The organism is Eubacteriales bacterium mix99 (genome assembly GCA_038396605.1).
Lineage (GTDB): Bacteria > Bacillota > Clostridia > Caldicoprobacterales > DTU083 > UBA4874.
The window spans coordinates 269,386-282,776 of record CP121690.1; the positions used below are offsets into that span (position 1 = coordinate 269,386).

Annotated in this window: 8 protein-coding genes; 2 read left to right on the forward strand and 6 right to left on the reverse strand. The window is 48.1% G+C overall.

The window, feature by feature from the left end:
- Positions 1 to 3 precede the first annotated feature (3 nt).
- The 3 genes from QBE55_01115 to QBE55_01125 form a co-directional block, all read right to left on the reverse strand.
- On the reverse strand, positions 4 to 3,975 hold the full coding sequence (locus tag QBE55_01115) for a carbohydrate-binding protein (protein WZL78801.1): 3,972 nt from the start codon (positions 3,973 to 3,975) through the stop codon (positions 4 to 6).
- A 428-nt stretch (positions 3,976 to 4,403) separates the two neighbouring features.
- The gene (locus QBE55_01120) at positions 4,404 to 4,790 is read right to left on the reverse strand and encodes a (deoxy)nucleoside triphosphate pyrophosphohydrolase (protein WZL78802.1); all 387 of its coding nucleotides are present in this window, start codon (positions 4,788 to 4,790) and stop codon (positions 4,404 to 4,406) included.
- A 240-nt stretch (positions 4,791 to 5,030) separates the two neighbouring features.
- Complete coding sequence (locus QBE55_01125) at positions 5,031 to 5,483, reverse strand: hypothetical protein (GenBank protein ID WZL78803.1); 453 nt, start codon at positions 5,481 to 5,483, stop codon at positions 5,031 to 5,033.
- A gap of 194 nt (positions 5,484 to 5,677) precedes the next feature.
- Between QBE55_01125 and QBE55_01130 the strand changes: the two genes are divergently transcribed.
- Positions 5,678 to 6,823 carry a protein kinase gene (locus QBE55_01130; GenBank protein WZL78804.1) on the forward strand — a complete coding sequence of 382 codons (1,146 nt, stop codon included), beginning with the start codon at positions 5,678 to 5,680 and terminating at the stop codon, positions 6,821 to 6,823.
- Positions 6,824 to 6,828: 5 nt separating this feature from the next.
- On the opposite strand, the gene QBE55_01135 is transcribed toward QBE55_01130, so the two are convergent.
- The 3 genes from QBE55_01135 to QBE55_01145 all read right to left on the reverse strand — a co-directional run bounded on the left by QBE55_01135 (position 6,829) and on the right by QBE55_01145 (position 12,225).
- On the reverse strand, positions 6,829 to 8,199 hold the full coding sequence (locus QBE55_01135) for a glycoside hydrolase (GenBank protein ID WZL78805.1): 1,371 nt from the start codon (positions 8,197 to 8,199) through the stop codon (positions 6,829 to 6,831).
- 348 nt (positions 8,200 to 8,547) lie between these two features.
- The gene (locus tag QBE55_01140) at positions 8,548 to 10,899 is read right to left on the reverse strand and encodes a glycoside hydrolase family 2 TIM barrel-domain containing protein (GenBank protein ID WZL78806.1); all 2,352 of its coding nucleotides are present in this window, start codon (positions 10,897 to 10,899) and stop codon (positions 8,548 to 8,550) included.
- Positions 10,900 to 10,917: 18 nt separating this feature from the next.
- Complete coding sequence (locus QBE55_01145; GenBank protein WZL78807.1) at positions 10,918 to 12,225, reverse strand: alpha-glucosidase/alpha-galactosidase; 1,308 nt, start codon at positions 12,223 to 12,225, stop codon at positions 10,918 to 10,920.
- A gap of 147 nt (positions 12,226 to 12,372) precedes the next feature.
- Here QBE55_01145 and QBE55_01150 point away from each other — a divergent pair, with 147 nt between their 5' ends.
- Positions 12,373 to 13,167: an AraC family transcriptional regulator gene (locus QBE55_01150; protein ID WZL78808.1), complete on the forward strand. Its 795-nt coding sequence runs from the start codon at positions 12,373 to 12,375 to the stop codon at positions 13,165 to 13,167.
- The last annotated feature ends 224 nt before the right edge of the window (positions 13,168 to 13,391 follow it).

Consider the following 13,391-nt stretch of genomic DNA (forward strand, 5'->3'; position numbering starts at 1 on the left):
TTTTCAAATATCTCCGTTCCCAAATAGCAAATGATCCATATTACAGATCTCAGATGCTCCATGATACACAAGATAAATATCCTTTATTCCGGCTATCGGTTCGACTTCATATCCGGTTTCGGTAAATGCCCAGAAATCACCGGTATTTTTAAGGAGACAGGTAGCAAGCAGCTTCCCATCCATACTGCCCTCCCGGATTTCGATCGTTGCATCCTCCGCAGGCGAAGCGTATCGCAGAATGATCTTTCCGGCTCCTTTTTTTCCAAAGTCCAGGTTTCTGTATTCTGACCAGGCGCCGTTCTGAATCCCTGCCAGATAAGTGACTCCGTCCCTGGTTTCCGTCCCGCAGCCTTTTTTCCTGTCGCAGTGCTCCGCTTCCACCATCGCATAAGGATCCCGGATTTCTCCGGTCAGCTCGGTAAACACGAGATGATCCAGATTACATATCCCATCTCCGCCCCTGAACACAAGATAGATATCCTGTCTTCCAAGAGGTCTTTCCACCGTAACGGTCGTCTCGGTGAAGTTCTCCCATCCTCCGGTGTTTTCAAGCCGGCAGATTCCAAGCAATTCCCCGTCTGCACTGTCCTGATGTATTTCCACAGAGGCATCCTTAACCGGTGTTGCATACCGCAAAGTTGCCTTTACCGCGCCTCTTTCACCGAATCTCAGATTTTTGAATGCAGCATAAGCGCCATTTTGCATATCCGTTAGGTATTTCTCTCCTGCCGTCATGCCGGATACTTCGTCCGCATCTTCTCCTTCCATGGTTTGATAAGGATTCCTTGCAGCGGCTTCTTCTTCATCAAAGACAAAGCTGTCCACATTGCATAATAAATCAGCAGAGCCATGAAACACAAGGCAGATATCCTGTCTGCCCGTTATGTCAGCTGTTTCAACTTCTGCCGTCTTCCAGGCGTCCCAACCGCCTGTGCCCGGAAGCTTACAGGTCCCAAGAAGTTTTCCTCCGGCACTACCCAGCCGGATTTCCACTGCTGCATCCTCTGCAGATGTGGCATAATGGAAACGGACAAGACTGCTTCCTTTTTCTCCAAACAACAGATTCCGGTAAACAGCAGAATGCCCATTTTTGATACCGGTCAGACAGCCCGGATCAGCTTTCGGTCCTTCCAGCCGATCCGCGCTTTCCGCTTCGATTGTGCCATAGGGATCGCGCAGGTCGTCCGCCGGAAGATCCACGACTGCCTCCGTTTCTTTGCTGATTACGGTTCCGATATATTCGCCTTCTCCAATCGCCGTTACCGTTAAGGTTTTCCCGATGTCCGCTTCCTTCACTTCATAGTTTTTACCGGTACCAACCTGTTTCCCGCCCGATTCCCAGATATAGGTCACCGTTGCGTCCGAAGGGGTCACCGCAGCTGTCAGAACATCCCGGTATGCCGGTTTTACCGGATCAATTGTTACTCCTTCGACTGCTTTCTCCGATCCTATCATAAAGCGGAAGGAATTCAGCCGGAATGGATCCTGCTGCCCTGTCCGATAAACCAGGCATAGATCCTTAAGACCGGTAACCTCCTCCGTAAGCTCCATAACCTGGCTGTTCCAGGCACTCCGCAGGCCAATGTTTTCCACATCAAGGGAACCAATCACCTTTCCATCCGGACCACCAATCCGAATTTCAATGGTTCCTCCTTCTGTCATGGGGGTAACCCGGAATTCCGCGTATCCGGGTGCCACATCACCGAAGTCCACATTACGATACATGATATAGGCTCCGTCTTCGATATTGCCTATGTATTTCGTTCCGTCCCCTGCCTTTTTGACAAGTATGGCCTTACAGGAATCAAAGTCCTTTGCCCCGAGGGTATGATAGGCATCCTTGATCAAATTTCCGGACGGCGGCGTATTCTGGTATAATGCAACGGCAGCGGAAGCGCTCCAATCTGTTGGTTTGTCGCTGTCCTCGGTTTTTTTACCCCATCTTGTGCCGGTGATGCCCTCTGAATTTCTGTTATTCCATGCTGTCCAGGCATTGTACTGCATCCAGTCGATATACTGCGGCTGATTGTGGTTCACAATCAGATAATTCAGCCATCTGGTCAAGATCCCTTTAAACCCCGGTAAATCGGCGCCACCGTCTTCGTTGCTCATCACGCCGTAGCCATACATGTCAATCATTGCATAATCTGCAGCCGAAATCGCATCACTTAAATATCTTTCATCGCCGTAATGCTCATACAACATGCAATTGGCACCGATGAAGGTTCCCTGATTATAGGTGGAAGCCCATGTGCTTTTGACGCCATCCATCCCGATACAGTCATCAACATGTCCTGTCTCCGGATCAAACAGGACTTCTCTTTCCCAATCCATCATGGCCTTTGCTTTTTCAAAGTAACTTTCGTCTCCGAGAGCAGTACCCAGCAGGCAGGCTGCAATGGCACCCGGCCCGTTCACACAGGCGTTTTTTGATTGATTGTCCGCACGCCAGAACAATCCGCCTCCCAGATCATCACTCCAGGCTCTTTTATAGGTGTTATCAAAGTTGATCCTGGCAGTTTCCAGATATTTTGTATCCCCGGTTGCCAGGTAGGACCTTGCACATGCGATGACAATCCACATAATATCATCATTATAGTCATTTTTCCCCCACCAGCCATCCACTTCATAACCTTTTTGGTCCACCAGGAAGCCTTCATGGATTTGATCCATCATTTCTTTGTAACGTGCTTCCCCGGTATGACTGTATGCGTCAACGACAATTTCAAATATTTCCGCACCCGTCCAGAACCCCCCGAAGCGATGGATATCTTTCTCTTCGTCATACTGATAGTATTTATCAATAAATGCCGTAAACCCATCGTATGCCATCTCTTTGAAGTCGACACCGTAATCCGGAGCCTGAACCGGATGGGTCCTGTTGCTTGTTTTGGTTCCTTTGTAATCCCCAATACCTGTAACTTCCAATTCTATTTTTTTCCCGATGTCCCCTACAGACACCTTATAATGATCGTTGTAGCCAACTTCTTTTCCGTCTGCTTTCCAGACATAACGGACCATGGCGTCTTCCGGTGTCAGGGTTCCATGCAGCGTATCCCCTGCCACCGGACTGTCCTTGTCAAGACGCACACTGCGAATGTTCCTGGTTGGGTGAGTGAAAAACTGAATCCAGTTCAGGTTGATCAGATAGTCTTTTCCCCGGAATACCAGGAAGAAATCCTGTATCCCTTTCACTTTTTCAATTTTGGTATGAAAGGTCTGATAATCCTCCCAGGAGCCGGTAGAAGGAATGCTGCAGCTGCCAAGAAGTCTTCCGTCCGGACCGTCCAGCCGAACTTCCACGGTTCCGCCGGAACTGGAGGAGGCCCGGAACATCACGGATTCGGCTGCCTTATATCTGAAATTTACATTGCGGTAGCCGGTATAATAGCCGTCCTTAATACCGCCTATGTTTTTTCCTCCATCAATACAGTCCTCCACCACCATGCCTTCGCCGAAGCTTTCGTCAAAACTTTCTGCTTCGATTCTGTCATAAGGATCTTTTGAAGGATATTCCGCCCCGGCTGTTACCTTTTCTGTCTGATCCGTACGGATACCCAAGGTATGACCGGTTCCCGAGACAATCAAACGAATCCTTTTTCCCTTCAGCGCAGAAGAAACCCGGCATTCCTGATCCCTGCTTATTTCCTTCGAGCCGGATCTCCAGCTGTACCGTACCGTTGCATCCTCCGGTTCGATATCTGCAGTCAGGACATCTCCTACAGAAGGCTTCTTATTGCTGATCTCTGCCTTCTTCAAAATCCTGATCCGGGGGAAATGAGCTCTCTCCGCTTCTGCGGCAGCGGAGGCTTCTTCCCCAAAGGTCTCCGCTCCGGAAGTCTGCGACTCCAAAGTTTCCGTTTCCGCTGCTGCCTGTGTTGCCATCGGTGTCAACAAAGTCATCAGCATGGTCATGATCAGCACCGCCGCCAGCATTCCTTTGCCGCATAGCTTGAATTTCCGCTTCTTTTGCATTCCTTCTCCTCCTCTCATTTGTACGTACCTCCCGTTCTCCGGTTAATCTTCTTCATTTAATATACCATTTCGCCACTCATCTCCCTTCTTTATATATCATTCATATAATTGATATATCCATTTTTAATTATATAGATACAATAACAGCGTGTCAATATACTTGTATAATGTCTATATATTTTCTTTCTGAATCTGCATAATTTAAGGATTAGCTGCTTAATTGTTTTGACAAAATGATATGTAATATTTCAAATATCTATCTTTTACGACCTCATCTGTGCTATTTAGCATAACATTATATACTATTTACAGTATGGTCTGCACGAAGGAACTCAAACTGATTTTATGCAATAAAAAACAGCAGACCCTGTTCTCAGGAGACTACTATTTCAATGATACAGAATATTAGAAGATATTCATGTTGATATTCATTTTACCTCAGCCTGAAGTTTTTTTAAAATTGCCTGATCTGCCGGGCAGAAATCATATTGTGAAATTTCCGTCACCGGAATCCAGCGAATATCGTTGTGCTCCAGCTTTTGCGGTACGCCTTCTGCAATCGAAGCATGAAACAGGGTCAGATGTACCATGATGTCCGGATATTCATACACTACGTCCATAAACACATCGCCGACCGAAACGGTAATGTCCAGCTCTTCCCGGCATTCGCGGATAAGCGCCTGTTCCTTTGTCTCTCCCGGTTCCACCTTTCCTCCGACAAACTCCCACAATAAGCCGCGTGCCTTGTTTGCCGGCCGCTGGCAGATCATAAACCTGTTGTCCTTCCAAATCAAAGCTGCCACTACTTCTGTCATGCAGGACCCTCCCACTCATCTTCCTCTTATCATTTCCCTCTTATTATACTTTTTTCAACAATCTGCGTCAAAATCATATAGAGATAACTCCTGCTTTCCTGCTTAATGAAGGTTGTTGTCCAGCTTTTGCCCTTCCAATTGATAAGCAGATGAGCCCGACAATTCCATGCTCCGGAGCAGACTTCAAGTAACAATTATAAAGGAAACCGGACAGGCTTTTTCCCGTAAATCACGGGAAAATCAGCCGGAGCTGCGGGTAAGCTCTGCTTCCCCCTTTTCCTTCAGATATTCGTTTACATCATCCACTGAGGACATCCCTTTGTTGAAAGCAATAATCAGCATAGCGTCCCTTTTTTTCTTTGCATACAGTCGCGGCATACCATAAAGGGACAATGCCCTTTGTGTTTCCTTCAGTGTCATATTCATCGCAATGAAAATCCGCAGCAGCTTATCCCGGTCCGTGGTGTGTGTCTCGCCGCTCAGCAGCTTATATCCATACTTTTGCGGCAAATCTGCCTTTTGAAAAATATCCTGCCGCTTCAGCTTTTTCCGTTTGATAATGGATTCCATATATGCGGGAAATCCGCCGCATTGTTCTTTCAGATATTTCCTGCTGAACTCATCAATATCTTCTTTTTCAGCGTTTTTCAGCACATTCATAAGATACCCGGTGCTTTCCTGTTCCCGTCCCATAAAAATCCTCCCCATCTTACAAATATATGAACGATATGATAAAATTATAGTATATATTTGTCGCGGAAACAAGTAAATGCAGGATGGATTGGAATCGAAAGGGTTTCCTGCATAATGTATGTATGATATAGGAAACAAGCAAAACCGAATGAATTGGGATGTGCAGAGCGAACATGGAAATGGAAGGCAGAAAGATGGAAGCAGGCAGAAAGCAGAGAGCAAACATGAAAACAGAAGTAGACAGAAAGCTGAATACCAAATTGAAATTGTCTTATTACCGGAAAATTGCTTATGTGGATGACCGGCATAAGGCGCAGCTGGTGCAGCATACGGTAACCGGCAAAATATTCGTATTGAAGTCTCTTAAAATATACGACATGCAGGTGTTTTCATATCTGGCAGAGCGTCGCTTAAAGGGAATGCCAAAGATCATCGAGCTCATCGAGGAGGATGACAGACTCTGCGTCATAGAGGAATATATCTCAGGTACTTCCCTGCGTGAGCTGCTGGAGTCCAACGGCCCGATGACGGAACAGGAAGCGGCGGCTTATATCGATCAGCTGTGCGATATCCTCCTTCCGCTTCATCAGCTCCATCCGCCCATAGTACACAGGGATATCAAGCCTTCCAATCTGATTGTGACCTACGACGGGTCACTGGTCCTGGTGGACTTCAATTCTGCAAAGGAATCCACAGGAGACAAGAGTCAGGACACCGTTTTATTCGGGACCGTCGGGTATGCGGCGCCGGAGCAGTTTGGCTTTTCTGCATCCAGGCCCACAACGGATATTTATGAAATTGGAGTGCTTTTAAACGAGCTGCTGACAGGCGAATTGCCAAAAGATAAGAAATACGAAGGCCCGTTGACATCGGTGATTGCAAAGTGCACCGAAATGGATCCACGAAAGTGCTATCCGGATGTGGATAAATTGCAGAAGGCAATGCATCGCAAATTACCAGGCGAGAAACCGGAATCGGAGCCGGACGGCAAAGCGCAGCAGTCCGGACTTCGCAGCTGGCTGCCGCCGGGCTTTCGGGGTCATAATCGGGGCATCCTAGTAATGTCAATATTTTTATATGTCTTATTGTTTGCCGCAGGCCTGTTACTGGACGTGGAAAATGCAAACAGTTACCAATTAGTACTCAATCGGTTTTTCTTTCTTCTGATTTTTCTCTCTGAGATATTTTTTATCGGGAACTACCGAAACGTCTGGACATGGTTCCCGCTTACAAACAGCAAGTACCTCCTGATCAGAATATTCGGCGTTGTACTCGGCGCGCTTCTTATTTTTTCTGGTGGGATGATTCTTCTCGGGATTCTGGAAGGAGCCTTTTCCTGATCCCATCATGCCTTTTCCCCCACAAAGGTCACAACACTTTTTGGAGGCAGCGCCGTTTGGAACTTTCCATCCACAGAAACAAGATCATGCCCCTGCTTCATATTGAGACTGTCATTTGTAATATAGGGAGTAAGGTGACCGGAAGCAAAGCCGTCCGGGAGAATATTCAGCGCTGCCGCACTGTCGCGGTCATTGACTGCAACAATGGTAAATTCACCGGTGTCCCGGTTTTTATATGCGGAGATATATACTCCCTTCATCGGGCTGTCCGTTGCTCCGATCCTCACATATCCGGGTCGGATATACCTGCTGTAGTTTCCGAAGGTATAATATCTTTTCGTAAGCTGATAGGTGTTGCTGTCTTTATAGACATTGATCAGCCCTTCATCATTGCTTCCGGGGATTGCTCCGGTCCAGTACAGCCAGGCATTGACACTGGCATCGGTCATAAAGTGATGGACCTGCTTTGCAAACTTCAGCCCGGATGTCATTCCCACATCATAGGAGTCCACCTGGGACACCTCTGTCATCCACACCTTTTTCCCATTGGCGGAAGCCATTGTAAAGGGTTTCGTCGGAAGCTCCCGGTTCACGATGGGAACAGGATAATTGTGGGCGGCAACGATGTCGATCCTCCCGCTGGATTCCGGATCACTCAAGGCATCCTTCATCAGATTCTCCGACCACCAGAAAGGCTCCGCAGCAATCACTTTGGTATCTGCCACTCCCTGATCGATCATTTCCTGTTTCAGATAATCCCGGAGAAAGACACGAATATTTTTTGCATTCCATTGACAGGAATCCCATGAGAGAAATTTCATGGAGTTTGGTTCATTGCACATGGATATGGCGTACAGATCAATGCCGAAGCGTTTACGGTATTCCCGGATAAACCCGGACAGAAGACATGCATGGTCTGCATAGCATTCCGGCTTCAGGTATCCGCCATGGGTTGTGCTGTGGTTGGTTTTCATCCAGGCCGGCGGGCTCCAGTTCGTCGCAATGATTTTGTCAACGCCCCTTGCCTGGGCCTGCTGCATGACCCATACCTGGTCGGGCCTTGTATTGAAATCATACTCGCCCGGTGCAGGATTGAAGTCCGCAAATATGGATCCCCGGAATATGGATGCGCCAATGCCTGTTTCCAAATCAAAGAGCAGATCCATTATCTCATCCCGTACCGGTCCCTGCATATCATAAATTGCATGGGACCAGTCTGCCTGGGATACTCCAAAGCCGTCGATTTCCTGTTTTACGTCATTCCAATGAATTGTGACATCCGATGCGGCACGGACTTCCGCGGACATGCCAATCGGCATTGTCCATGCTGCCGCACCGGCGCCAGAGCAGATCGCTCTTTTTACTATGCTCCCCATTCTGCAACCTTCTTTCCCTGCACCACTCTTTCTTTTCATGATCCTTATTATATCATCCGGATTCTTCTGTTGGTACAGAAAGCTATAGAGCGCCGGAGTGGATCCGGGAAAAATCGTCCTGGGAATCGCTTTCTACGGCCGGGGCTGGTCCTCCACATTGACAATAAAAAAATGGATATCCTGAAACAGACAACAGAAGTCAAATCAAATGATGTTCCAGCTATGTTGATTTTTAAAAAAGGCCCCCGAATAAGACAAAGAAAGAGGGCTCTCCAAATGCAGATTGATTTGGCGGGAAGCCGCCTTCCCGGCGACCTCCTGCCATTAGGCAGCTTTAATAATTTTAATTCAACGAGAATACGATGATTTTACCCAGGGCCTCCGTTTGACTTCCTTCAATTCCATATCCAGCCTTGCAGGCAATAATCCTTCTGCCTGCGCGTAAACCCGGAGTGTACCAGACTGATCGCCAACTTTTACTGCAACCGAGCATAAGCCGGCGCGCATTTTCCGATCCGGGCAGTCAACCGGAACCCTATCGCAAACATCCGATCCGGTTCCGACGATCCGGCCGTACCGATTGGTATAAAAATAGATATACGGCGCCGCATCCGGAACCATCCGCCCATCCTTATCCACACACCAGCAAGTCAGAATTGCCATATCTTCATTGTCTGCCCGTAGACCACCATCCTCCAAACGCAGTTTCAATGCAACTGCAGATCCTGTCGTTCTTACCGTTTCAGAAACGATGACGTTTCCGTCCTCCCGACCCTCTGCCCTCAGTTCCCCCGGGTGATATTCCACCTTCCATTCCGCATGAGTACAGGAATCCGTTTTTTGTATCCCAAGACTTTGACCGTCCTGAAACAATTCCACTTCTTCGCAATTCGTATAGGTCCACACGGACAGGGCCTCCCCTTCCCGACCCGGATGGTTCCAGTGAGGCAGGATATGGATCATGGGTTTGTTGGTCCAATGGGATATGTTCTGATAATAGGCATCCTTTGGCTGCAGAAATAAATCCAGAGCACCCGACTGCGAGCAGAGCCTCGGCCACACGGTCTCTCCACGATGCTCGATTCCAGCCCATTGAAATCCTCCTGCAACCCAGTCCCTTGCCATAATGTGCTTCCACGTTTGTTCCCGATTGGCGGAAAAGCCGTCTGTCGCATGGTCATAGGCAGAAAGATATCCGCGATTCCTGTCATCATCCAGATACCAGCCCCGGGTCGTTCCAACCGCACAGCATTCTGATGCGATCACCGGCTGATGCGGATATTTTGCATGTATACCATCATATTGGTCCAGGTGATAGTTGATGCCAATGACTTCCGATACCTCCGCAGCCGGCGCATCCATTGGATCATGTGAAATTGCCGTTGTTACCGGCCGGGAAGAATCATATCGTTTTACAAAGGCTGTCATGGTCTGCATGATTCGCTTTCCTTGTTCTTTTGCATGCAGAGGCTCTTCGTTTCCCACGGACCAAAGAATCACCGATGGATGGTTACGATCTCTCTTCAGCATCATTTCGAGCTGTTCCAGCCCGGCTTTTGTGGACTCGAACCACCTTGTCTCATCCATCACAAGGAACCCAATTTCGTCCAGAGCATCCATTGTTGCCTCCGCCGGCGGATAATGAGACGCACGGTATGCATTGGCTCCCATTTCCTTCAGCCTTTTCAGACGATAACGGTGCACTCTGTCCGGCATGGCTTTGCCCGTCAGCCCATAATCCTGATGACAGCAAACACCTTTCAGCTTTATATTTTTATCATTGAGATAAAATCCCTTTTCCGCATCAAACCGGATGGTCCGAAAGCCAAACTTTGTATCCACGCTGTCCACCTGGGACCCCTTCCATCGAACGATGGTCCTCATCGTATACAGGACCGGATGTTCCACATCCCATAATCCGGGTTTGTGAACCTGTAACAGCTGATGCATCACGCCTTTGTTCTTCGCAGATACCCCGATTCGCTGCGTTGTTTCCGTCACCCGATTTCCTTCCCCATCCAAGATGCAGGAAGTAATTTTTGCCTCAGCGGCATCCAGAGAATCATTCCGCAATATCGTCTCGACAGGTACCTCCCAATTTTCACCGTCCGTCCTTTGCGGATTCACCCATATCCCCCACAGATCCACGGACACCGGCTCTGTTTTAATCAGCCAGACATGACGGTAAATCCCCGCTCCTTCATACCACCATCCTTCATGATCGGAAGCATCCACATGGACCGCTATGACGTTATCTTCCTGAAAGCGTGCCACATCCGTGATATCCACCTCAAACGAAGTGTATCCGCAAAAGTTGCGGGCCATCAGACAGCCATTCACATATACCGTCGCGTGAACCGCTACGCCCTCAAACAATATCGTGATCCGTTTTCCTCTGTCCTGATCCTCCAGCCGGAACCGATTGCGATACCAGGCATTCGGATATTGGAAATAGCCCAATGTGTTGTTGTTTTCCGGACCTGGCTCCTGACGGATGATATAGTCATGGGGCAGATCCACTGTCGTCCAGGACTCTGTGCAAAATGGGGCGCTTTCATTATAATGGCAGGAAGCAGGTCCCCACTGGGCACGCTCTGTCTTTGCATGAAGATACAAAGGCGTTTTCGTTACCGGCATCGGTATGTCAATATCCCCTTCATGAAACTTCCATCCGAAGTCAAATAATAATTTCTCCCGCATTTTATCGTTTCACCTCATTTATCGGAAATTCAGTGCCTTCAAGGATTCCTGATTTTCTTCAAACATTTCATCCACCATGGCCCGTATTTCAGCCAGGCTGCATACTGCGCCCGTAAGAGGATCGCAGACCGCTGCCAGATAAATTTTGTTGCGGTCTCCTTCGATACATCCTTCCACTGCGAGTTCTTCGGCCTGGGCATTCTGATTATTCAGCGCAGCCAGATGCCTGGGCAAATTGCCGATTCCATAGGGCCTTAGCCCAGCCTTCGATGCCGTCACGGGAACTTCCACCGTTGCTCCCTCCGGCAGATTGGTTATGAGTCCTTTGTTTTCCACATTTCCATTGAATTCGAACAGCGTTCCGTCCCCCAGCAGGGCATTGAGGATGGAAGCGGCGTATTCTTTCCCACGACTGAGATCCATCCCATCACTGTCAACGATCTGTTTCATCTTTTCATCCCGCGTTTTTTCCCGCTCGGTAATAATCCGGACCGAACTTGCATAGGAATCGGGACAATACTTTTCAATCAGGTTCGGACGCTTTCGAAACCACGCATTGTATTCGGAATTATGTCCGGACGATTCGGTGGGGTAGTAGCCAAGGGCACGAAACATTTCGTTGCGCACCATCTCCTTTTTGTATATTTCTTCTTTCTTTATGGCTTCTTTGATATCGGGATAGGCATTCCGGCCCTTCCACTTGTATTCCAGGAAGAACGCCTGGTGGTTGATCCCCGCACAAAGATAGGTGATATCACGGATATCAGCTTCAATCCATTGTGCCAGCATGGACGCCGTGCCCTGAACACTGTGGCAGAGACCTGTAATATTGAGATGAGTCATTTTTCGGATATAACTGCAGATCATATCCATGGGGTTGGTATAATTGAGCACTGCCGCCTCCGGAGCATACTTCTCAATATCGCGGCAGATATCGAGCAGTGCGGAAGCGGAACGGAGAAATCGGAAAATGCCTGAAGGGCCTCTGGTATCTCCGATTACGGTATCCACTCCGTATTTCTTCGGAATGGCAAGGTCGCGGCTCCAGGCATCAATGGTCAGATCGTTTCGGATGGTAATCATCACGGCGTCCGCACCTGCCAGCGCCTCGCTCCGGTTGAAGGTTGCATAAACCGATCCGGGATATCCGCCTTTTTGTATGGTCTTTTCAATGACAATCCGCGCTGCTTCCATTCGATCCACACCCTCCGGAATATCGACCAGAACAATGTTTGAATCGGCCAGCGCAGGAAACGTAAAGATATCGCGGGAAATTGCACAGGTAAAATTAAAGCTCCCTGCACCGATGATCACTATTTTTCTCACTGTTTCACAACCTTTCCGTTATTGTGAGTTCAGGTTAAGTATAAAATACCGACTGAGAGGAAGCAATGATGATAAGTGCCACATTTATTAGGAATATTGACATTATGAGAAAACAGCAATATAATTTTGCAGGTGGGGGGAAAGAAAATGTCGTTCAACGAGCGCTTTTTTGTCAACACGCATAGTGAGAATCCGATTTGCTACCTGCCCAGTTCCGGTATTGTCTATCCGGACGAAAAGTATTCTCTGAACAGGCGGGTTGGAAAACATCTTTGGGAATATGTAATAAGCGGGGAAGGACACATCATCCATAACGGAATGGAATATCATTTAACCGCCGGAGATTTTTGCTATGTGAAAAAGGGACTTCATGTCCGTTACTTTTCCGACGGAAACAACCCGTATCATAAGTTGTGGTTCGGTGCGGACGGACAGCTGGTGGAAAAACTGGCGCAGATCTATCTGCCGGATGTCAGCGTGACGGTTCAAAAGGCGGATGTCAGTGACCCATTCCGCAGGTTGATAACTATGCTGAAGGAAGGCTGTTATGACGAGGGCCTGGCGTGCCACGCGCTTCTTGATATCTTTATGACTGTTTCCCGTGCAAGCACCTGCCCCATGCCGGCCTCCCTCGCAGAGCGCATCAAAAAATACATCGATGATCACATTTTTGAGAATCCCTCTCTCAACAATCTGGGAGAAACGTTCAACATATCCGGACGGCATCTGATTCGCGTGTTCAAAGCCCGGTATGGGATTCCCCCCGGTGCTTATATGATCAATAAAAAGCTCAACCTGGCCTGCCGTTACCTTGTGGAAACGGAATTCGGGATAGGCCAGATTGCGCAAATCCTTGGCTATTGCGACCAAAGCTATTTTTCCAGTGAATTCAAAAAACATTATGGGATATACCCCACGGTATATCGGAACAGAGGCCGGTAACCCATAATTTATTACTCATAAGCCTTACGAAACTTTGCAACGTCCGTGCAATCTTAGCATGCGATGCTATATATCCTGAAGACTTATTTGATCGGATGTGAACCATTCCATTTGAGCGATATGACGCTGCGGTTCAAAAACTGACCAGAAATATATACAGAAAGAGTGTTTGATTACGGATACGAACCGGATGAAAAAAAGTCGGGAGCAACTTCCCGGCTTTC

Coding starts and splice junctions, on each gene's coding strand:
- QBE55_01125 (WZL78803.1), bottom strand. CDS start 5,483: ATGGGACGGGAACAGGAAAGCACCGGGTATCTTATGAATGTGCTGAAA.
- QBE55_01140 (WZL78806.1), bottom strand. CDS start 10,899: ATGCGGGAGAAATTATTATTTGACTTCGGATGGAAGTTTCATGAAGGG.
- QBE55_01150 (WZL78808.1), top strand. CDS start 12,373: ATGTCGTTCAACGAGCGCTTTTTTGTCAACACGCATAGTGAGAATCCG.
- QBE55_01120 (WZL78802.1), bottom strand. CDS start 4,790: ATGACAGAAGTAGTGGCAGCTTTGATTTGGAAGGACAACAGGTTTATG.
- QBE55_01130 (WZL78804.1), top strand. CDS start 5,678: ATGGAAGCAGGCAGAAAGCAGAGAGCAAACATGAAAACAGAAGTAGAC.
- QBE55_01135 (WZL78805.1), bottom strand. CDS start 8,199: ATGGGGAGCATAGTAAAAAGAGCGATCTGCTCTGGCGCCGGTGCGGCA.
- QBE55_01115 (WZL78801.1), bottom strand. CDS start 3,975: ATGCAAAAGAAGCGGAAATTCAAGCTATGCGGCAAAGGAATGCTGGCG.